17 protein-coding genes are annotated in these 21702 nt (G+C 44.0%); 2 read left to right on the top strand and 15 right to left on the bottom strand.

Annotation, left to right across the window (positions count from 1 at the left end; genetic code table 11):
• Window positions 1–39: 39 nt before the first annotated feature.
• Genes ABIB39_RS13475 through ABIB39_RS13435 form a run of 9 tightly spaced genes read right to left on the bottom strand, consistent with a single transcriptional unit; the run spans window position 40 to window position 9223 of the window.
• Window positions 40–1227: a glycosyltransferase family 2 protein gene (locus ABIB39_RS13475; RefSeq protein WP_354430679.1), complete on the bottom strand. Its 1188-nt coding sequence runs from the start codon at window positions 1225–1227 to the stop codon at window positions 40–42.
• A gap of 14 nt (window positions 1228–1241) precedes the next feature.
• Complete coding sequence (locus ABIB39_RS13470; protein WP_354430678.1) at window positions 1242–2585, bottom strand: lipopolysaccharide biosynthesis protein; 1344 nt, start codon at window positions 2583–2585, stop codon at window positions 1242–1244.
• A gap of 14 nt (window positions 2586–2599) precedes the next feature.
• Window positions 2600–3214, bottom strand: coding sequence for an acyltransferase (locus tag ABIB39_RS13465; protein WP_354430677.1), 615 nt, complete (start codon window positions 3212–3214; stop codon window positions 2600–2602).
• Between the two features lie 10 nt (window positions 3215–3224).
• Window positions 3225–4727 carry an O-antigen ligase family protein gene (locus ABIB39_RS13460; protein ID WP_354430676.1) on the bottom strand — a complete coding sequence of 501 codons (1503 nt, stop codon included), beginning with the start codon at window positions 4725–4727 and terminating at the stop codon, window positions 3225–3227.
• Window positions 4728–4740: 13 nt separating this feature from the next.
• Window positions 4741–4878 (bottom strand): hypothetical protein, encoded by a 138-nt coding sequence (locus ABIB39_RS13455; protein ID WP_354430675.1) that lies wholly within the window; start codon window positions 4876–4878, stop codon window positions 4741–4743.
• Window positions 4879–4925: 47 nt separating this feature from the next.
• The gene (locus ABIB39_RS13450) at window positions 4926–7076 is read right to left on the bottom strand and encodes an exopolysaccharide transport family protein (RefSeq protein ID WP_354430674.1); all 2151 of its coding nucleotides are present in this window, start codon (window positions 7074–7076) and stop codon (window positions 4926–4928) included.
• A gap of 2 nt (window positions 7077–7078) precedes the next feature.
• On the bottom strand, window positions 7079–7747 hold the full coding sequence (locus tag ABIB39_RS13445; protein ID WP_354430673.1) for a TolC family protein: 669 nt from the start codon (window positions 7745–7747) through the stop codon (window positions 7079–7081).
• Between the two features lie 17 nt (window positions 7748–7764).
• Entirely contained in the window at window positions 7765–8856 is a 1092-nt protein-coding gene (locus ABIB39_RS13440; RefSeq protein ID WP_354430672.1) for a sugar transferase, read from the bottom strand.
• Window positions 8834–9223 carry a response regulator gene (locus tag ABIB39_RS13435; RefSeq protein WP_354430671.1) on the bottom strand — a complete coding sequence of 130 codons (390 nt, stop codon included), beginning with the start codon at window positions 9221–9223 and terminating at the stop codon, window positions 8834–8836. The genes ABIB39_RS13440 and ABIB39_RS13435 overlap by 23 nt, the downstream gene beginning before the upstream one ends.
• Window positions 9224–9508: 285 nt before the next feature.
• Between ABIB39_RS13435 and ABIB39_RS13430 the strand changes: the two genes are divergently transcribed.
• Window positions 9509–11008 (top strand): gluconokinase, encoded by a 1500-nt coding sequence (locus ABIB39_RS13430; RefSeq protein ID WP_354430670.1) that lies wholly within the window; start codon window positions 9509–9511, stop codon window positions 11006–11008.
• Here the strand turns inward: ABIB39_RS13430 and ABIB39_RS13425 are convergent.
• The 6 genes from ABIB39_RS13425 to proB all read right to left on the bottom strand — a co-directional run bounded on the left by ABIB39_RS13425 (window position 11005) and on the right by proB (window position 18454).
• Window positions 11005–11409, bottom strand: a complete 405-nt coding sequence (locus tag ABIB39_RS13425; RefSeq protein WP_354430669.1) for a hypothetical protein — start codon at window positions 11407–11409, stop codon at window positions 11005–11007. The genes ABIB39_RS13430 and ABIB39_RS13425 overlap by 4 nt on opposite strands.
• Window positions 11410–11510: 101 nt before the next feature.
• Complete coding sequence (gene topA, locus ABIB39_RS13420) at window positions 11511–13910, bottom strand: type I DNA topoisomerase (protein WP_354430668.1); 2400 nt, start codon at window positions 13908–13910, stop codon at window positions 11511–11513.
• A 199-nt stretch (window positions 13911–14109) separates the two neighbouring features.
• On the bottom strand, window positions 14110–15198 hold the full coding sequence (mnmA, locus tag ABIB39_RS13415; protein ID WP_354430667.1) for a tRNA 2-thiouridine(34) synthase MnmA: 1089 nt from the start codon (window positions 15196–15198) through the stop codon (window positions 14110–14112).
• Between the two features lie 184 nt (window positions 15199–15382).
• The gene (locus ABIB39_RS13410; protein WP_354430666.1) at window positions 15383–16054 is read right to left on the bottom strand and encodes a TIGR02117 family protein; all 672 of its coding nucleotides are present in this window, start codon (window positions 16052–16054) and stop codon (window positions 15383–15385) included.
• A gap of 74 nt (window positions 16055–16128) precedes the next feature.
• On the bottom strand, window positions 16129–17373 hold the full coding sequence (locus ABIB39_RS13405; RefSeq protein WP_354430665.1) for a glutamate-5-semialdehyde dehydrogenase: 1245 nt from the start codon (window positions 17371–17373) through the stop codon (window positions 16129–16131).
• A gap of 1 nt (window position 17374) precedes the next feature.
• The gene (proB, locus tag ABIB39_RS13400; RefSeq protein ID WP_354430664.1) at window positions 17375–18454 is read right to left on the bottom strand and encodes a glutamate 5-kinase; all 1080 of its coding nucleotides are present in this window, start codon (window positions 18452–18454) and stop codon (window positions 17375–17377) included.
• Window positions 18455–18739: 285 nt separating this feature from the next.
• Here proB and ABIB39_RS13395 point away from each other — a divergent pair, with 285 nt between their 5' ends.
• Window positions 18740–21688, top strand: a complete 2949-nt coding sequence (locus tag ABIB39_RS13395) for a TonB-dependent receptor (protein WP_354430663.1) — start codon at window positions 18740–18742, stop codon at window positions 21686–21688.
• Window positions 21689–21702: the final 14 nt, after the last annotated feature.

The following is a 21702-nucleotide window of genomic DNA, read 5'->3' as shown; positions in this document are numbered from 1 at the left end:
TTGCGGGTAGCAATTCCCCGTTTCTAATTGTATACGTAATTAATTTGCGCCCGGGTTATGCGGTGTATGAATAAATTTCTTGTTCGCGCCTTTTAATTTAAACAGCAGGGCAAACATCGCGAAAAATATCATTGGTAATTTAAGTACGGCACCAAGCAATTTACTGTTAAAGAACTGGCCGGGTACTGCAACTAATATACCAATATAACACAAAGACGTTGCCGAAAGCCACATTTGCCAGCTTGGGCCAATCTCCGGCGTTAACAACGACACTAATAACATGAACGGCATTAGCCCTAACATTAATATACGGGGCAGGATAGCCGTTTGGTAGATCTCGTTAAAGTAATCGAAGTTACCACGGGCGAATAGTTCCGTAAAACCTGTTAGACCATATGTTTTTAACAGGTTAAACTGCGCCGACAACCATCTGCGGCGTTGTTTTTTAAACACCTCGGGATTGCTTACCTTTTCGTCGTACACATAAGCTTTGTCGGCGTACGCCACGTGGATTTTTTGGCGGGTAAGTACCAGGCCCATCTCTTTATCAAAACCACCAACGGCGTCAATCTGTGCCATGGTTTCTTTAAATAACCTATACTCCAGCACCATGCCCGATCCTATAATCGCGGCCGAAAGTTTAAACACCTGCTGTGCCTTGCGGAAAATGTGGTTGTTCACTTCTTCACTGATTGCATCCAATACAGCAATTTCGGTTTCGGTATTTTTTGCTACGCGATGGCCTTGTATAACTCGGTTACCATCGTGCAGGTAATTGTTTATCTGGTGCAGGTAATCGGGTGCGGCAACGTTATCAATATCGAATACAACGGCAGCGTCAAAGTCTTCATGCGTGGCCGCTATGGCCGCGTGCAGGGCTTTAGATTTGGTGCTGCTCTCAAATACAACTTCAATCACTTGTAAGGGCATAATTTTCAGTTGTTCAATAGTTTCGGGCTGCATCGAATCGGCAATAACACAAACGTGGAATTTGTCTTTTGGATAGTCGATTGTTAAGGCCTGCGCCGCTGAACTCAGGATAATGGCATCCTCTTTATAAGCGCAAATATATATCACAAACTTGCTGAACGACGTAGCAACAGGAGGGGTATGCTGTTTGATCAGTTTTCCTAAAACAGAAAACACAAACAGGTATAGGCTATAAACGCCCAGGTAAATAAATACCAGGGTGAAAATTACCGAAAGAATAAATACAATGATGCCCATGTTGCTTTTAATAATTAAACTTCTGCCTTTTCTGTTTTGCTTTTTTCAAGTAAATGGTTTACAATGCTTTTTAACTCGGTATAACCCAAACTGAAAATATCCCTGATGGTAAAGTGTAGATGTTTTTTTAGCGCCCAGTAACCAAATATCGCACCTGAGAAAAAGGTAAAGAGCGATGCTATGGCAACCGCGTAAAGGCTATGGAAAATCCAAATGCCTACAAAATCGCCAACTACGTTTACTACCAGCATTAACACAACCTTTAGCATATTTAAATGTGGTTTGTTGATAATATCCAGCGTGATGCCAAAAAACCTGTCGATAGGCATTAGCATAACATAACACATAAACAGGCGGAAGATATTAACCGCTTCGGTATTCTGGTATTGCTTGCCAAAAAGAATAGTTATAACGGGCCCTGCTATGGCAAATGCCACTATAGCTATAGGGATAATGGCTACGGTAAGCATCCCGGCATAGCGTTTCATAATGCTTGCCACATCGGCCTCATTGCCTTTGTGCACGGCGGCCGATAACTCGGGCATGGCAGTGGCAACTCCTGCACGCATCGGGATCTCAAAGATCTCCATTAAACGTTGCGGGATGTAATAAACCGCCAGTAACGCCGGGTTAAACATTATTTTAATAATGAAGGTATCTGAACTGCGCAACAGGTACGAACTGATGGACGTACCTACACTAAACTTGCCAAAATGTACCAACTTGATTATTGTTTCTTTGCTTCGGTATTTTAGTGTCCGGATCTTTGACCAACCGTTAAAAATGGTAAACAATGATGTTACCGTGCTAGCCGCAAAATAAGCGTATACTGCTGTTTGGAACGATAGCTTATGCATGAATATTAGCGTAAGTATTAGCACCAAAAACAGCCCCTGGTTAATTACCTGCAGGATCAGCATCCGCCCAAATTTTTCTTCGGCCTGTAAGATGTAAGATGCTACGGCAGAGGGCAGGGTAGTTATGTAAATAATGCCAAACCATTGAATGGTAGTTTCGGCATCAACGCTTTTGCTGCGGTAAACAAGGTAAACTATGGCATCTATTGCAACAAATAAACCTGCCTGCATTAAACCAACATACCACGCCGACCCGGCGACCTCAAAAGCCTTTTTCTTACTGGTGCCCGCGTAAAATTTAATAAGGGATGTTTGTACAAAACCGTTCCTGAAGGTATCGGCCAATAAAATAGTGATGAGCAGGAATATGTAGTTGCCAAAATCGGCCGCGGGCAGATTATGCGCCATTAACGAAAGCACAAGCATACCTATAACCGGCATGGCCGCACTTGTGGCTAATGATATGGTATGCTTATTTACAAGTTTATTTAAATTGGGCATAATCCTTTATACGGCTAAACCCTGTCCCAGGTAGCAGTTTCAAAATTATATTTTTTTATAACTTTTGCCGGGTTGCCCACAGCCACACAATACTCTGGGATATCCTTGGTAACTACGCTTCCCGCGCCTATTACCGAGTGCTTGCCAATGGTTACACCGGCTGTTATTACACTGTTGGCACCTATCCAAACATCATCGCAAACGGTGATCTGCTTGGTAACCACTTTTTGCAGGCGGGTAGACACTGTAACATCTTCAAAACCATGGTTAAGGCCCGATAATACGATGTGCTGCGCAAGGGTAACATAGTTGCCCAATGTTACGGGGCCTATTAAAATATTACTTAGTCCGATACCGGTATGCTCGCCAATAATAATATCGCCAACACCGTTATTTATCACGGCAAAATCTTCTATAATACTGTACGCACCAAGCTCGAAATTGTTAAAAGGGAATATATCCAACCTTGAATAAAAGCTAACTATCGACCGTTTACCTCGCTTGTGGATAAACGGGTTAACAAACCATTTAACCCACAACCTTGGCGCAGAACGCCTGGATTGTACGACCATCCAGTGTACAAAATTTTTTAAACGGGGGTTAGATTTTACTACTGTTAGTAACGACATTATAATATTTTCAGGCGCTTAATTCGGCGCGTTGTTTTTCAGCATGTTCTTTCTGTTCCTGCCTGTCTATACGTAAGGTAACGCTTAATAACGCACATGCAAAATAGAATAAAATATTCGACGGATATTGAACCAGTGCCTGCTGCGGATAATTGCCAATGTTAAACACAAAAATGATCAATATCATAGCTAAACAATAGATCTTGAGCTCAGGGTTTTTGATGAGGTAATAATTATTGATGCCGGTTTTTAATATTGTAAACATCAAAAAACAAAACAGTATCAAACCTACATAACCCATCTCTATTGCCACACGCACGTAACCACTATCTGGCGGGAATTTTGCCAGGAAAGAGTTGGGTGCAAAACGCCTTCCCCAGATCCCAACAGACCCTAAACCGCCCCCGATAGGGTGTGATAATATGTACGGTTTAATACGCTTTTGGTTTTCGGCACGCACGTTAAATGAGGCATCGTCCGATGGTTTAAAGGCCGTTTGGAAGCGTTTGATAAACTGGTTGGATGTCGGCATAAATATAAGCCCTAACAACACAACTGCCGCGCCGACAACAAACATCAACATCTTTTTATTAAAGTTAATAATGGCCAGCATGGCCAAAGCAGCCGGCGGCAATACAAACGCGCCCCTCGTGCCCGAATACAACATCACCAGGAAAAAGAATGGGATAGCAGAGCCAAGCAACACCTTTTTGTACATTTTAATTTTAGTGAACATGATGCACATGCATAATACCGCCGCTACCACCATGTTATATGAGAACGTAACCGGATCCGGGAATATGGCCACCTTACGCAGGTGCCCGTTAATGTACAGGAAACTTAGTCGTAAGGGATCTGAATAATACCAGGCTTTTTCGAACGGGAACAGGCCAAAGTTCTCTTGCTGGAAACCTGAGATGGCCGACAAGAACGCCAGCAACAACCAAAGCTTGACCAAAAATTTGATTTGCGACATGGTGCGTACCTGGTACACAAAAATAAAATACATCAGCATTATAAAGCCAACGGTACGCACGGTATAAACCCATGCCAGTATGGATGGCGACGCAGGGTTTATAACCTCTATAAAATTATAGGCCAGCCATGCCAGTATCAGATAACTGATGGGGTTTTTAAAGTACGACCAATCTTTATCGTACTTGAATTTAAGCAGGAAACCGAAGATTAGCAGGTAGGTGATAGCATCGAGCAGGATCCCTGTAGGGGTATCCGGCGGTACAAATTCCGATACGTAATTTAGGAAAAACGAGACGACCATCAATACCGCTATGCCGAAAATAGGATAAGCCACAATACCCAACACAACGGGTATACCAATAAATAAAGCCAACAATGCACCAGCTGCCAGTATGCCAAACATGGAGATGGCAACCGCAATGAAAATAGCTACAGGCAGCAAAATAAAAATAAGTTTTACCATAGATACCCGCCCCGACATTAGCTTACGGGAAAAGTTTACAATAAAGTTATTTTGTGCCTGATTATGAAGCATTCGATGCTTTTGGTTAAAAGAATAAAATTTTAGCAGCCCAAACAAATACACCTATAAAAGCAAATGCAATGGCTGCCTTGCGGTTTTTTTGTTCCATAGGGGTAAGGTCTTCAAAAACATTACCCTTTTTTTCGGCAGGTTTTATCCTCATAATGAAAAAATTAAAGGTTTACAGGAGGCACGTATGCCGGGTTATATTTAAAACCTGTCCTTTTTAGGGTCGGTTTTGTTAAGTACCCAGCCGGCAAATTTGCCTTTTAAATTACGAAGGTAATTTACATCATCTTTTTGCCAATTGGTAATACCTTTATCAGCCTCGTAAACAGAAATAACTTTGTTGGTGAATAACAACCACTCTTTTGATTTATTGAGCGACGATAACGGCGGTGTTTCAATAATGATAATATCATATTTCATCTTAAGCTCGTTAAACTTGCTGCGAATAAAATTTTCGTCGCTAATTTCAAGCAGGGTAACATCGCCGCCATGGTTGCCCATTACATTAGTAGTATTGCTAAAGCTTTCGTAGTTATCGGGGTTGTTTTTAAAATAGTCCTCCAGGTAGATCCGGGGGCTAACCGTGTTGCTTATAGTGGGGTTATCAAAGTTACCGTCTATCAACAACACTTTTTTGTTGATCATGGAGTAAGAGTAAGCCAGGCTGATAGCCAAAACTGTTTTACCCTCGTGATTGGCAAGGCTGGTTACACCCAATACCTTTTCGCCGCGCAATTCCTGGTCAACCTCAAAGCGGATAGAGCGGATAAGCTCCTTAAACAGTCGCATTTTATCGCGGTGCTCCACATCCCAAAGTTTCTTGAGGTCCAGCGAGCCCGTTACGGTGTTTAGGTGACCTAATAGCGGTAAATTGGTACGTTTAACCAGGTCGCCCGGTTCTTTTATGGTATCATCCATAAAGAAGATACCGAACAGGATAATAACGCAAAACGCGAAGGCAATTATACCGCTCAGGATAATAAGCAGCATCTTTTTAGATGGCTCGGCAGCATCAGGCGTGGCCGACTCTGCAAGACGCAACCTGATAGAAAATGTAGATTGCAGATTGGTTTGGTTATACTTATTCAGCACATCCAAATATTCCTTGCTGGCAATATCAATATCAAAGTTGTAGGTTTTAACAGTAGCATCAAACGGTACCAGGCGTTTAAATTTGCCATTAAGATCGCTTACCGCGTTGTTTATAGATTGTATGCTGTACTTGGCAAGGTCGCGTGTTACCTCTAACGTAAGCTTTTGTTTAACCAAATCATCCTTGGCGGTTAAGGGGTTTACAATGTATTTATCTGATGTTTGGTTTATCTGCGATGACAGCTTGTTCGATAATGAATCTATAGCGGGTTTAAGTTTTGGATTAAAGCCACTGCGCACATATCTATCTGTAAGGATATGAAGCTGATCTTGCGAGTTGATCACATCCTGGTTGTACTTGCTTATTGTGGCTTCGATGTACTGGCGTTCGCCGGGCTCAAACTTGTTGTTTATTTTTTTTATAGCACCGTTGTAAGATGCTACGTCCTTTTCGGCTTGTTGTTTACGGTCGTTATAAACGATGATCTGGTCAAACAGGGATTTTGACTGTTCTTCCAAATTCAGGATGCCATTTTTGATCTTATAGTCTTGCAGGTCGGCGGTTTTCTTATTAAGGGTATCGCGTTTAGCTTCTAATAAATTGGCTAAGTAATTAACCGCGTCTGTTTCGTTTTGCCTAACGGTATGTGTGTAATAATCAATAAACTGGGTACAAAGTATATTAACAATAAAAGCAGATAATTGCGGGTTACTTGATTCATAACTTACCGAAATAAAGTCGCTATCCTCGGAACGAACAATAAGCAGGTCTTTGCGTAAAGATCGCTCGTCATATTTCATGCTACGTAAAAGCTCATTCAACCCCTCTTCATCCTTATTATAATAGGATAGGGGCTGCATGGTTTTAAACTTGTTGGTGAAAAGCTCGACAGCGTGCGCGCGAGCTGCCGGGTTCATGGTATTGAAAAGCTTGCTATGCGGTTTAAATGGAACACTATCAGTAAGATCGTGCAGGATAAGTTTGTAAGATACCTGGTTAATGAGGGTTTTAAGCTTCATTATCTCTATCAGGTTACTAAACTCGTGCGCTATTGATTGTTCTTTGGTGGCGCCTGATGGATCGGCGTCAAGTAAGTGGCGCGATTGATCTACTATGCCGGTGGCTATTTGCGCCGTTGATACATATTTATCTGCCAGGTTTTTTACCAGGAAATAAGAGACGATGATTGTAACCAGCGGAATAATGATCAGCAGGTTCTTATGCTTCCATAAAAGCTTAAAAAAATTTCCTAACTCCATGGCTATTTAACCTCTTCTAATTTAACACCCAAAAATTCTTCGAGATTTGCTTTTGCCGTTAACATGGCAAGTTCGCCCTGTACTTTAAATGAATTTTGATTGTATAAACCTACCAAAGACTCGTTATAATCATGAAAAGTGGTCTCCCCTTTCTGAAACGTGTATTTTAATTGTTTTACAGCAATCTCGCCATCGGTAACAGCCCTTGCACGGTTCCGCAGATCGGCCTGTGCTTCAAGATATTGAAAGTAAAGTCTTTTTACTGTTGCTTCAAGAGTTAAGTTATAGGTTTGCTGCTGAAACTGGGCTATGTTTACATTCTCTCTCGCCACGCGTGTTGCAAACGGCTTTGATAACAACTGGCCGACGTTTACCGATAAACCTATCTGATAACCGTTAAAAAATGTAGGGTTGGCAAGGTTAAGAGAGTTTTTTGGGCTGTAGATGTACGAGGCTGTTATCGCATCCAGCCACAACACCTTTGATTGGGTAAGTGTAGCTTTTGCCGCTTCTATTTGTGCCTGGCGTATTTTTACTTCGGGATAATTCTTTTTAGCTGTAGCGATAAGTTTATCTAGATAGGGGTAGTTCACCTCGTTAACAAAGCTTTCCTGCGCGTGCAGGGCTACTGTACTTAGTATAAAGAGGATTAATATGTTTAGTTTTTTCAAAGTTGTATTGATGTTTTTTAAACTTTCTCTTTTTGGAACAAGGCAGGTACCGTACCAACAATGATCTTCAAATCCAGCCATAAAGAGTATTTTTGGGCGTAAAAATTATCAAGTTTTTTACGTTCGCGCTCGCTCATATCTTCTTTTCCGCGTTTACTTATCTGCCATAACCCAGTTAAACCTGCGGGGCCTAAAAACCGCATCGACCATTCGTTAGAGGTTAGCATCTCAGCTTCGTAAACAGGTAACGGCCTGTTACCCACTACAGACATATCACCTCTGATGATATTAAACAATTGCGGTAACTCGTCCAGGCTGCTTTTACGTAAAAAGTTGCCAAGCTTGGTAACACGCGGGTCGTCCTTAATTTTAACAAAGGCCGATTTTGACGCGCCTTCTTCTTCGGCGGCGTACTGGTTATTTGTAACAGCCATTTGCGCTAAAAGTTGGTCGGCATCGGTACGCATACTTCGAAATTTGTAAAAATCGAAGATCTTGTAACCTGTACCTACGCGTTTGCTTGTGTAAAATACCGGCCCTTTAGAATCTAACTTAACGGCTATGGCAACTGCCGCCATAACCGGCATTAGGCAAACAAACATGCCGCCCGCTATAGCAAGATCAAGAAAACGCTTACCGAAAGGCATTTTATAAGTGGTATCAACTTTTATCGATAATTCCTGCAAACGGGGTTTAATCAATTTAAATTTCACCAGGAAGTTTAGGCGCTCACGAATGTCTGATGTAGCGAAAGGGTAGGTGTAAAAATCATGCAGTTTCATCTGCATGGCTTTTTGTACCAGTTTTTTATCCTTACGGGTAGATAGTAATACGATGATCAACCCGTTCATCAAAAAGTTTTGGCGAAGGCGGTTAACCAGTTCAAAGCATTGCTCGTCCATATCAACCTCCACCAAAATAATATCAGGAATAGTTAAGATGGATTGATCGCCCATATAATTCTCAAGATCTTGCAGGGTATCGTTAAAATCTATCTCAAAGTTCGCCAGGTCCTTTGCGATCAAGTCCTTCAATTCCAAGCCTGCATATGCAATCCTGATCTGGGAATGAGAGTTTTCGTTCCAATCAGTTGCTGTCTTGTTCATCATAAACTTTTAAGGCCTGAATAATGGCGGTTTTTAGGCTGTTAGGGTTAAAGGGCTTGTGCATATAGGCATCCACCTTAAAGGGCATCTTGGCAACTTGCGCGTCAAGGTCATGAGCTGCCGAAAGCATAATAACAGGTATATGGCGATAAAAGCCACTTATTTTAACATTTTTCAGGAAGGATTGTCCATCAAAATATGGCATTTGTAAATCAGAAATTATGAGTTTGGGCATGTTGCCGTCTTCTAACCAACTAAAAGCTTCGATGCCGTTGTTTTTGACAACAATTTCGTAATCTTTAGATAGGATAAAGTTAAGCAATTTTAAGATACTCAAATCGTCATCAACAATCAGTAAAGTTTTTTTCATGCCGATTAATCGTGGTTTCGGTTATAAATGTGATATTTTTATATCTGGTCTATGAGACAATATTATGCCAGTTGACCTATTTTTGGGATTATAAATATCAAATATCTATTTAATAGCCAATTACGCTGTTTTTATTGATTTAGATTTATATTTAAAAGTAAGGTAAAAAAAACGAGAGTGAATTAAATTGCGCATTTCGGGATGTTATTGTTGACAAATACTGCCATTGTGGATTAGTTTCCATTATCTTCTACTGAGTTTACGCAACCGGATTAAATAGGTTACATGATTATACAAAAATATTTTGTTGGTATCGATTTAGGCACAGGCAGCACCAAAGCTGTAGCTATTGATTCAGCCGGCAGCACCCTTGAAACAGCTCAAAGTTTTTACCCTACAAGCAACCCAAAAGCCGGCTACAGCGAGCAAAACCCCGACCTTATCTGGCGGGCATTTATAAACTGCATCAGTAAAATAACAACGAATTTAAATGCGCCACCCGCTGCCATTAGTTTTAGCGCCGCAATGCACAGCATTATGCCGGTAGATGAGCAAGGCAATGCACTGGCAGATGCTATGCTTTGGTCTGATGCGCGGAGCGGAGAGATAGCGCAGAAGTTAAGGGATAGCGTGGATGGCGAAGAGTTATATAAGCACACGGGCACAGCCATCTATGCCATGTCGCCCCTGTGCAAAATTATGTGGCTGCGCCAAAATGAGGCAGAGCGGTTTAATAAAGCCTATAAATTCATTTCCATCAAAGAATACGTTTGGTTTAAGCTTTTCGGTGTGTTTGAGGTGGATTATTCTATGGCATCAGCCATGGGGATGTTTGATGTGCTGAAACTAAAATGGTATGATAAAGCCCTGAGTCTTGCCGGAATTAGCGACACTAAATTATCGACGCCCGTAAATACGGGTAATATAAGGTATATATCATCAGCACATATTTTGCCGGGTATCGACACCCAAACCGCCTTTGTGATTGGAGCCAGCGATGGCTGTTGTGCCAACCTTGGAGGCAATGCCGTTACACCCGGGATAGGTGCTTTAACCATTGGTACCAGCGGCGCGGTACGGGTAGGCAGTAAAACCCCGGTTTATAATTATGGGGCCATGACCTTTAACTACTTGTTAAATGCTGATACATTTATTTGCGGCGGCGCGGTTAACAACGGCGGCGCGGCGGTAGATTGGCTGCTGAAAGATTTCCTGAAACTGGACTATGTATCTGATGAGAACTATAAATACCTGTTCAAAGCCATCGATAACGTTAAACCTGGCAGCGATGGACTGGTGTTTTTACCTTATTTATATGCCGAGCGCGCGCCAATTTGGGATGCGAAGGCTTCGGGCGCTTTTATTAATATCAACTTTAAACATCAGCAACAACATTTTTTAAGGGCGGCTTTAGAAGGCATTTGCTTCGCGCTTAATGATGTGCTTAAGGCTGTGGAAAGTACAGAACAGCCCATAAATGAAATTGTAATAAGTGGTGGCTTTATATCATCTGCCACGTGGGTTCAATTGCTCGCCGATATCACCGGCAAAAAACTGGTGATGCTGCAATCCGGCGATTCATCGGCCATCGGCGCAATTTATCTGGCGATGGAAGCATTGGGCATTGATTATAAAAGCATCGCGGATAAAGAAGCAAAAGATAGGGTGGTGGTAACTCCAAACCAAGAGGCGCACGCCGTTTACAGCAAGATCTTCCCGATATATAAAAAGCTTTACACGGACTTGAAGTCATCCATGCACCAACTGCATGATCTGGTTAATTAACGGATCATAACGCCGGGTTTATTCACCACGGGTAACTTGATAAAGTTATCATCTACAATGCTTTCCGGCAGGAATATGAACTTTTTGTCGAAGATCTCGCGGCCGATGTAGAAGCTTAACCAATATTCGTTGTTCAGCCCAAAGGTCTGCTCATCAATAGGCTCGATCAGTTTAAAAGAATTGGCATCTACAACCGGGAAGGAGTGGCGAAGTACAGAAGTTTTAACCAGCTCGCCGTCTTTTTCGCCATAACCTTTTGAGGTTACCAGGACATTTTCTAAGGGTATATTTTTAAGGTTGATGAGGTAAACGTACCAGATCTTACTTTCAGGATTTTCGCCCTCTAAGGCAACTGCAACCGCTATATCTTTTACCACGTTAGGAGGAAGATCTTTAATCATTTTGTGTTGGTTGTTGTAGGTTGGAACGTTACAAAGTTAAATGTTGCTTTGCTTTATCTTAACCTTACAACTTTCCAACATTAAACGTTTAAACCAATAACTTATTTTTTCTTAGCCGCCGCCTTTTTCTTGGCAGGCGCTTTTTTCACTGCGGGCTTAGCCGCCGGTGCAGCTTTACCAAAACGCCCCTTTTTAGCATCCTTGGGCATGGCATCGGCTAAAGCCTTGCATTGCTCGTAAGTAAGTGTTGTTGGGTCGGTAATGTCTTTAGGGATCTTAACGTTCAACTTCCCAAATTCGATATATGGTCCCCAGCGCCCGTTTAAAACTTTTACGGTTTCATCTTCGGGGAATGCTTTGATCAACCTCTCCGCATCCTTTTTACGTTTGGCTTCTATCAGTTCAATAGCTTGTTCCTGCGTAATATCAAGCGGATCTATCTCTTTAGGTACCGATACAAACGCACTGTTGTGGCTAATGTAAGGGCCAAAACGGCCTATGGCTGCCTTCATCACTTTGCCTTCATATTCACCTAATATCTTTGGTAGTTTGAAAAGCTCCAGTGCTTCTTCCAGGCTGATAGTTTCTATACTTTGACCTGTGCGCAAGCTTGCATACAAAGGTTTCTCTTCACTTTCGTCGCTTGGGTTATCGCCAACCTGCACAAACGGGCCGTAACGGCCTATCCGTACCGACATTTTTTTGCCGCTCTCCGGGTGTACGCCTAATTCGCGTTCGCCGGTTGCTTTATCTGCCGTTTCAATCGTGTTTTGTACATCTTTGTGGAACGGGTCGTAGAACGTGCGGATCATTTTTGTCCAGTCCTGCAAGCCCTGTGCTATCTCGTCAAATTGTTTCTCTACACCTGCGGTAAAGTTAAAATCGACAATGCCTTTAAAGTGCTGTACCAAAAAGTCATTCACTACAGCGCCAATGTCCGTAGGGAAAAGTTTGTTCCGTTCTGCCCCTGTGTTCTCGGTTTTAGTTTCTTTGCTGATGTTACCGCCTTTAAGCGTTAACACACGGAAATTTCTCTGGCGGCCTTCGCGTTCCTCTTTAACCACGTAACCGCGGTTTTGTATGGTAGATATAGTAGGGGCGTAAGTAGATGGGCGTCCTATACCCAGTTCTTCTAATTTCTTTACCAAGCTTGCCTCGGTGTAACGGGCGGGCGGGCGCGAATACCTTTCGGTAGCCGATAGTTCCTGCAGATCTAATTTTTGGCCTTTGGTTAATGGTGGCAGTATAGCGTTTTCGCCATCAGCGGTTTGGGCGTCTTCGTCTTCGTCGTTGCTTTCCAGGTAAACTTTCAGGAAACCATCAAACTTCATCACCTCGCCATTGGCAACCAAATCTTCATTACGGGTTGATATACTGATTTTTGCAACGGTTTTCTCAAACTGTGCTTCGCTCATTTGCGATGCTATAGCACGTTTCCAGATCAGTTCATAAAGGCGCTTCTCGTTACTTTCGCCATCAATAGTATGGTTATTAAAATACGTAGGGCGAATGGCTTCGTGGGCTTCCTGCGCGCTGGCGTTCTTAGTTTTATATTTCCTGTGCTGATGGTATTTATCGCCATAAGCAGATGTTATTTCTGCTTGGGCGGCGTTCAACGCAGTATCACTTAGGTTTACCGAGTCGGTACGCATATAGGTGATATAACCGGATTCGTATAGCCTTTGTGCAACCTGCATGGTACGCGCTACCGAGTAACCCAATTTGCGGCTGGCCTCCTGTTGAAGGGTAGATGTAGTAAACGGCGCGGCAGGCGAACGTTTAGTTGGCCTGGTCTCTAATGATTTTATCTCGAAGATGGCCTGTATACAATCCTGTAAAAACTTTTCAGCATCTTCCTGTTTTGTAAAACGCTCTGGCAGTTCGGCTTTAAAAGCGTCGCGGCCTTTGCCAAACAGGGCCACTATTTTAAAGGCGGCCTCGGCAGTAAACTTATTCACCTCGCGTTCGCGATCTACAATCAACCTCACGGCTACCGACTGTACTCGGCCTGCAGAAAGCGATGGTTTAACCTTTTTCCATAACACCGGCGAAAGCTCAAAACCCACCAAACGGTCTAAAACTCGGCGGGCCTGTTGTGCATTTACCAGGTTATAATCTATTTTACGGGGATTTTCAATCGCCTTCATTATCGCCGGTTTTGTGATCTCGTGGAAAACAATTCGGCGGGTATCGGGCTCTTTTAATCCTAAAGTTTCAAACAAGTGCCATGATATGGCTTCTCCTTCGCGGTCCTCATCGGATGCGAGCCATACAATGTCTGCCTCTTTAGCTAATTTCTTTAATTCGCTCACTATCTGCTTCTTATCGGCAGGCACTTCGTATCGCTGACTAAAGTTATTGTTGATATCGATGGCATCTTCAGACTTCACCAGATCGCGGATATGGCCGTAACTCGATTTTACGGTAAAGTCCTTGCCCAGGTATCCTTCAATGGTTTTAGCTTTCGCCGGTGATTCAACTATGAGTAAATTTTTAGCCATTTAAGCGGGTGTTTTTTTGCAAAGAAAACATAAAATGCATTAGAAACGCAATTATTTATACTGTTGAAGGGTTGTAATGTTTTAAAGTTGAAAAGTTTAAGGCTTCATTATCGTTTAAAAAAGCAATAATTATGAGCCGTTATAGCTGTACGCGTGTAAAGTAAACAACTTTACAACATTCAAACTTTATAACATAAAGTTATATCAAAAAGCCACCGCCCAAGAGGTCATTGCCTTCATAGAACACGGCTGATTGGCCCGGGGCGATGCCAGATACCATGTGATCGAATGATACCTTCATGTGGTCGCCAATTTGCATGATCTTACTTTGGGTGCCTGCATCCTTATAACGGATCTTGGTAACGGCTTCCAAAGGTTCTTTAATGCTTTCGTATTTAACCAGGTTAAGGTTGCGTACCCATGCCTCTTTCTTTTCCAGTTCTTCGATGGTGCCCAATACAACCGTATTATTCTCCGGCTGGATTTTGGTCACGAACATCGGCATGCCTAAAGCAATACCCAAGCCTTTACGCTGGCCAATAGTGTAATAAGGGTAGCCAAGATGCTTGCCTACAACGGTACCGTTGGTCAACACGAAATTACCCGGGCCAACACGTTCGTCAAGGTCTTCTACTTTGTGGCGCAGGAACGCCCTGTAGTCGTTATCAGGCACAAAACAGATCTCGTAGCTTTCGCTTTTGCCTGCCAGTTCCAGTTGACCCATATCAACAGCCATCTGGCGGATCTCGGGTTTAGAGAAACTGCCCAGCGGGAATTTGGTACGCGCAAGGTTTTGCTGCGATACGCCCCAAAGCACGTATGACTGGTCTTTATTTTCGTCTTTACCTTTTGATATTACGTAGCGGCCGTTATCCTGCTCGCGGATATTGGCGTAGTGGCCGGTCGCGATAAATTCGCAATCCAGTTTATCGGCGCGTTTTAAAAGGGCTTCCCATTTAATGTGGGTATTGCAAAGCACGCAGGGGTTAGGTGTGCGGCCGGCAAGGTATTCGTCAACAAAGTTATCGATCACAAAATCGCCAAACTCGTTGCGGATGTCCAATATATAATGCGGGAAACCATAACCAACAGCCAAGGCGCGGGCATCATTGATACTATCTAAGCTACAGCAGCCGGTTTCTTTAGAGCTGCCGCCACTTGCGGCGTAATCCCAGGTTTTCATGGTAAGGCCGATGACCTCGTAGCCCTGTTCATGCAGCATTACTGCCGCTACAGAACTATCAACTCCGCCACTCATTGCCACCAAGATCCTACCGTGCTTACTCATATTGGCTGCAAAGATAATGTTTTACCCTTTATTGTGTTAAGGCTTGGGTCAGGGGAGGGTAAAATGAGTTGAGCGAAGGATATCGAATGATGAATGTTGGATGTCGAATAATGAAGTATGGAAGCACCGGGCACTTCGATATTCATTATTCGAAATTCAGTGTTCGATATTATCTTTACCAACTTTAGTACTTCGCAAATATTGGTTTGTCCATCGGCGTCCACAAACAGGCGCGCTGCCCGCATGCTTTTAGGGCGTTGTTGGCCCAGGTATTGCAGGTATAAAAAAGGTTATACCTGCGGGTAGCTTCATAAAAGGCATCGGTATCACCGTAATTAGCGTTTGTTTTGATAACGACGGCATGACCATTGGTATCGTTTGCAAAACTGGACCTGATATATTTCGCCAACCGGCCGTACTGCTCACTACTTATCGATATCTTTTTGCATGACGGGCTTTCGGTAAGCTGCTTATGAAAAGTTGCGTGGACAGCCGAGGTACTCAGCGCGAAAGCGGCTTTAATCGCTGTGCTAAATTTCAACTCGGCCCAGGTAGGGGTGTTGAGATAAAAGCCCTTGTCGCCCCAACCAAAACCTATCAGTGTGGCAGTACTATCCGGTTTAAGGGTGTTATCAAATTTCACCTCTTTGCTCCAATCCATCTGCTCATTTTTTACCGGGACAACCACATCGGTGTGCACGCCGTTGGTAAGGATATAAATATCAATGGTTTGCGCGGTAGCCGGCTCGGCGGGCACAGGTATTTTAGATAGGCCAAATGCAGCCAACAGATACAATGCAATAAAAGCTATGAAGCCTAAAACTACACGCAGTGTGATCTTAAAGAATTTTTTCAATGGTTTTGGTTTAGTTATCCTTAATTACATGGCAGGACTAAAAGTAACCCATTGTGATGAGATTTTAAATATAACTATTGCCTTACCTGCCCATTTCCTTTTACTATCCATTTATAACTTGTCAATTCTTCCAGCCCCATGGGGCCGCGGGCGTGCAGCTTTTGGGTGCTGATGCCAATTTCGGCACCGAGGCCGAACTGGGCGCCATCTGTAAAGCCGGTGGAGGCGTTAACATAAACCGCGGCGGCATCCACCCGGTTTAAAAAAGTTTCGATATTCAGCTCGTCTTCCGATATAATGGCCTCGCTGTGTTTGGAACTGTTAACGGCGATGTGCTGTAGTGCCTGCTCCAAAGTATCTACCGTTTTAATCGACATTTTCATCGACAAAAACTCTGTACCGAAATGCTCGGGTTTTGCTTCTGCTAAAAATTCGGGAGGGTAATGGCCGTCCAGTACTTCGAAGGCTTTTTTATCGGCATAAAGCTGCACCTGCTTGGCGGCAAGCGGTTCGGTGATATGCACAAGGTCGCCGAGGCGTTTGCTGTTGATGATGAGGCAATCCAGCGCGTTGCAAACGCTTACACGGCGGGTTTTGGCGTTATCGATAATGGCGACAGCTTTCTTGAGGTCGCCGGTTTCATCGAAGTAGGTATGTACGATGCCCGCTCCGGTTTCAATCACAGGCACTTTGCTGCCTTCGCGTACGTAATTGATGAGCGACTGGCTGCCCCGGGGGATCAGCACATCTACATAGCCGACCGCATTAAGCAAGGCTTCGGTAGCTTCGCGTTCTACTGGCAACAGGGTAGCGAAATTTGCATCGATACCATGTACTGATAAAACACCGTGGATCACTTTCATAATGGCACGGTTGGAGTTATCCGCATCGCTGCCACCTTTTAATATACTGATATTGCCTGTTTTAAAACACAGTACGAATACGTCAAATGTAACATTTGGCCTCGCCTCGTAAATTACGCCTACTACGCCAAGCGGTACACGCACTTTTTTGATCTGTAAACCATTAGGCAGGGTGTTATCAGACAATACCTTACCCAGCGGACTATCTAATCCTGCCACATTCTCCATATCGCCGGCAATGGCTTTTATCCTTTCGGCCGTAAGGGTAAGGCGGTCGTATTTTGGGTCGGTGGGTTCCATGCGGGCCAGGTCTTTTTGGTTTTCCTGTAGCAGGTAATCCGTTTGGTCAATGGCTGCCTGTGCAACATCAAGCAATACCTTATTTATGGTAACGGGAGATAGGGCCGCGTTCCGCCCGGCTATCAGTGCGTTCTCGAAGAAGTGTTTATAGCTCATGTTATCCCTGTAAATAAAGGTAATCGTAATGTACCAGGGCTTTCTGGTTCTTTTGGCCGGTTAGTTCCCGCGCTTTTTCTGAACCATATTCGGCCAGGCCAAGGCCTATGGTTTTGTTTTGTTCGTCGATAATCTTAATGATCTCGCCTTTTTTAAATTCGGACACGATATTGATGATGCCCACCGGCAGCAAACTGGATGCTTTGCTGGATATTAGCACTGTTTTAGCGCCCTCGTTAACCTGCACTACCCCTGTAGCCGCGGTTTCTGAATGGGCTATCCATTTCTTTTTGCCCGATGCTTTTTTGGTAGGGGTAAAGCGGGTGTGTACCGTTTTGTTTGCCAGCACGTCCGTCAGTACGTTTTCTTTGGTGCCGTTGGCGATGTGCACCGCAATGCCCAGTTTAGCAGTTTTTTGCGCGATGGTAGACTTGGTGATCATCCCTCCACGGCCAAACTGCGAACGGCCCGAGCTTACAAACGAGGCAAAATCTAAGCCTTGGTCACCAACCACTTCTATAACGTATGAAGTTTCCAATTTTGGGTCGCCGGTATAAATGCCATCAACGTTGCTTAGTACAATTAAAGCCTGCGCGTTCAGCATGGCGGCTATCAACCCCGCCAGTTCATCATTATCAGTAAACATGAGTTCGGTTACCGATACCACATCATTCTCGTTTATCACGGGGATAACCTGGTGTTGCAGCAGTATCTCCAGGCAGTTGCGCATATTAAGGTAATGCAACCGGTCGCGGAAATCCTCTTTGGTTACCAATACCTGCGAACACAGGATCTTAAATTTTTCGAACAATTGCGAATACGTATTGATGAGCTTTACCTGCCCGATAGATGCCAGCAGCTGTCGAATAGCAACGGCATCCGACTTTTCGGAAACCGAGATCAAACTCCTGCCGGATGCCACCGCGCCCGAGGATACTAATATCACCTCGATGCCTTGTTTTTTAATGGCCGCAATCTGGTCAACCAAATGCGAAATGCGCTCCACATCGGGCAGTCCATCGGTACGTGTAATAACATTCGATCCTATTTTAACGATGACGCGGCGGTAATTGAACGACATTAAAGTATATTAATTTAGTCGACAATAATACGGTTTTCCTGTGTAAACGGCGGCTTTTTAAGCTTTGAGGTAAATATTATTTTAAAAATATTGTAATTTTTTTTGGAGCGCATAAAAGATTTGATACTTTTGACTACTTATTCTATAGACAATGTATTATTTAATTGCCTTTCTTTCAAGTTCAGTGTTACGAATGCAGCGCCTAACTGCATGCTGTTGTTGTTAATTCCACCCGGATAATAACACATAACAAACTCATTTACAATTTTCTTTCAACCTTACTTCATGAAATCTTTTAGAAATTTCTTTAAACTTACTGCGCTCTTTTTAGCCCTTGTCCCCGCTGTGGCATCTGCCCAACTTAACGGGAATTACGCCCTTAGCGGTAAAGTGAACGACGACCACGGCCAGCCACTAATAGGCACAACCGTATCCATAAAAGGTACCGAAAACCGTACCGCTACAGATACTACAGGGAAATTCACCCTACAAACAAATGCCAAGTTGCCTTTTACGCTTGTGTTTAGCGCCGTTGGTTTCCAAACACAGGAGTTTACTATCCGCAATGCCAACAGCGCGGTAAATATCCAGTTATCAACACAAGCCTTATTAATAAACGAGGTGGTAGTTACCGCATCCCGCAGGGAAGAAAAGCTGCTGCGTTCGCCGGTAGCTATCGAAAAATTGAGTATTACGGCGTTAAAACAATCGCCCGGACCAAGTTTTTACGACGCGCTGGAAAACGTAAAAGGTGTGCAGATGACCACCACCAGCATCACCCTCAAAGTACCTAATACCCGTGGTTTTAACAGCCCCAATAATTTCAGGTTTATGCAACTGGCAGATGGCGTGGATATGCAGTCGGCAACCCTTGGTGTGCCGCTTGGTAACGCCATTGGCCCCACCGAACTTGATATTGCCAGTATAGAGATTACCCCCGGCGCAGCGGCTGCTTTATATGGTACCAATGCCATTAACGGTTTATCTAACCTGTTCACAAAAGACCCCTTTAAATCGCAGGGACTTAGCTTTTACCACCGCACGGGCATAAACCACGTGGATGGGATAGGTGTAAGCCCGAGTGCTATCAACGAAACCGCCATCCGCTTCGCAAAAGCCTGGAACGATAAATTTGCCTTTAAAGTGAACGCCAGTTATTTAACAGGTAAAGATTGGCAATCAAATACCCGCCTTGATCAAAACTCCGGCAACCTGAAGACAGCCAACCCGGCATACCCCGAACTTACAGGCACAAGCAACGCTGCTTACGATGGCTGGAACAAGTATGGCGATGACGCGCTGGCCGGCAGTAACACGGTATCTATAAAAGGCATTGTTGTTGACGGCGTGGCAAGGCCTAATTTAACCGTTGCCCGTACCGGATATAACGAAGTGGACCTGGTAGACCCTAAGGTTACTAACCTAAAACTGGATGGTACACTGGCTTACAAAATAACCCCACACACTCAATTATCATATACTTACCGCTATGGCAACATGGATGGTGTTTTTCAACGCGGTAACAAAATATCACTGAATGGTGCATCTGTACAAAACCATAAAATAGAATTAAAAGGCAGTGATTTCCTGGTACGTGCTTACGAATCTATTGAAAATACAGGCAAATCGTTCAACGTAAAACCACTGGCCGATAACCTTGACCTAAACCACGCCAGCAACTCGGCATGGGGCACATCCTACAAAAACGCTTTAACGGCTTATGCCAATACGCATGGGGGTGCCCTTACGTCTGCAAACCTCGCAGCTGCTAATGATGCGGCTCGTGCTGCTGCGGATGTTGGCAGGGTAGAACCCGGTACGGAAGCCTTTAACGATCTGCGCCAAACCATCATCGGCATTAATAACTGGGATATTAAATCGAGCCTGATCCCTAACGCACCTGTTACAGGTGGGGCCGCCCTGGTTCAAAAAAGTAAAATGTACAATGCCGAAGCCCAGTGGGACCTTACCAAACACGTTAAATTTATCGATCTGCTGGTTGGTGCCGATTTCCGCGTTTACCAGATAACGCCGGATGGTAATAATTTTGTAGACTTTACCCGTTCCATTGCCGACCGTAACACACCGCTTGCCGATGGCAGCTTTGGCGATAATGTTACCTACAAAAAGTATGGTGCGTTCGCACAGGTTACCAAAACCTTTTTTGATGAAAAGTTGAAACTGTTCGGCTCTGTACGTTGGGACCGTAACCCATATTTCGCCCCCAAGTTTACACCGCGTTTGGCAGCGGTTTACTCGCCAAACCCAAATCATAACTTTAGGTTCACGTTCCAGAATGGGTATCGTTTCCCGTCGCTGTTCGAGGCTTTATCATACGTAAACAATGGCCGTGTTAAACGTGTGGGGAGTTTAGATTTTATAAATGATGGCCTGGGTTACCTTAATAACAGCTACACCCAGCAATCGGTAACAGCATTTAACGCCGCGGTAAAGGCACAATCTACAACCGGCGATGATGCAACCGCTTTAGCAAACCGCGACTTGCTAAAAGTAGCCGACCTGCCAAAGGCCCGACCGGAGCAGATCACCTCGTTTGAAGTTGGTTACAAAGGGATCTTTTTTGATAACAAGGTTTTTCTTGATATAGATGCTTATGCCAACCGCTACAACGGCTTTTTAGGACAGGTGCAAGTGTTTGTGCCGAACGGGGCTACTGTTGGCTCAGATGCATCCGTATTAAGTATGCTGGATATTAACCGCGACCCTACAACCGCAACCACCAACAACGCGGCAAGCGCGGGCCAGAGCCGTTACCGGGTGTACACCAATGCTAAAAACGTGTATAACAACTACGGCTCATCGGCAGGGTTAAGCTATAATTTTTACAGGCGTTACACAGTATCGGGCAACGTAAGCTTTAACAAACTGAAGGCACAGCAAACCTCGGATATCTTCGTAACGGGCTTTAACACCCCGGAGTGGAGCGGTAACTTCTCGTTCGGTAACCGCGAGGTGGTGAAAAATGTAGGCTTTAACGTGGTTTACAAATGGCAGCAAAAATTCTTGTGGGAGAGCCCGCTGGTAACCGGTAACGTTGCGGCTATCCATACGGTGGATGCACAGGTAACTTTCCGCGTGCCGGTTTATAACGCCACGTTTAAAATTGGCGCGACTGATATTTTCAATAAAAGGTACATACAATATGCAGGCGGCCCAACCATTGGTGGTATTTACTACGCATCGGTTACGCTGGATGGCTTGCTGAGCAAATAGCAGATTGTTTATGG

It is taken from the genome of Mucilaginibacter sp. UYP27, from assembly GCF_040547175.1.
In the GTDB taxonomy this organism is placed as follows: domain Bacteria; phylum Bacteroidota; class Bacteroidia; order Sphingobacteriales; family Sphingobacteriaceae; genus Mucilaginibacter.
This window is presented reverse-complemented; position numbering and strand designations above follow the sequence as displayed.

Bases quoted from the DNA above. Each gene is read 5' to 3' on its own strand.
- ABIB39_RS13475 (WP_354430679.1), bottom strand. From the start codon at position 1,227: ATGGGCATCATTGTATTTATTCTTTCGGTAATTTTCACCCTGGTATTT.
- ABIB39_RS13470 (WP_354430678.1), bottom strand. From the start codon at position 2,585: ATGCCCAATTTAAATAAACTTGTAAATAAGCATACCATATCATTAGCC.
- ABIB39_RS13465 (WP_354430677.1), bottom strand. From the start codon at position 3,214: ATGTCGTTACTAACAGTAGTAAAATCTAACCCCCGTTTAAAAAATTTT.
- ABIB39_RS13460 (WP_354430676.1), bottom strand. From the start codon at position 4,727: ATGCTTCATAATCAGGCACAAAATAACTTTATTGTAAACTTTTCCCGT.
- ABIB39_RS13455 (WP_354430675.1), bottom strand. From the start codon at position 4,878: ATGAGGATAAAACCTGCCGAAAAAAAGGGTAATGTTTTTGAAGACCTT.
- ABIB39_RS13450 (WP_354430674.1), bottom strand. From the start codon at position 7,076: ATGGAGTTAGGAAATTTTTTTAAGCTTTTATGGAAGCATAAGAACCTG.
- ABIB39_RS13440 (WP_354430672.1), bottom strand. From the start codon at position 8,856: ATGATGAACAAGACAGCAACTGATTGGAACGAAAACTCTCATTCCCAG.
- ABIB39_RS13435 (WP_354430671.1), bottom strand. From the start codon at position 9,223: ATGAAAAAAACTTTACTGATTGTTGATGACGATTTGAGTATCTTAAAA.
- ABIB39_RS13430 (WP_354430670.1), top strand. From the start codon at position 9,509: ATGATTATACAAAAATATTTTGTTGGTATCGATTTAGGCACAGGCAGC.
- ABIB39_RS13425 (WP_354430669.1), bottom strand. From the start codon at position 11,409: ATGATTAAAGATCTTCCTCCTAACGTGGTAAAAGATATAGCGGTTGCA.
- topA (WP_354430668.1), bottom strand. From the start codon at position 13,910: ATGGCTAAAAATTTACTCATAGTTGAATCACCGGCGAAAGCTAAAACC.
- mnmA (WP_354430667.1), bottom strand. From the start codon at position 15,198: ATGAGTAAGCACGGTAGGATCTTGGTGGCAATGAGTGGCGGAGTTGAT.
- ABIB39_RS13405 (WP_354430665.1), bottom strand. From the start codon at position 17,373: ATGAGCTATAAACACTTCTTCGAGAACGCACTGATAGCCGGGCGGAAC.
- proB (WP_354430664.1), bottom strand. From the start codon at position 18,454: ATGTCGTTCAATTACCGCCGCGTCATCGTTAAAATAGGATCGAATGTT.
- ABIB39_RS13395 (WP_354430663.1), top strand. From the start codon at position 18,740: ATGAAATCTTTTAGAAATTTCTTTAAACTTACTGCGCTCTTTTTAGCC.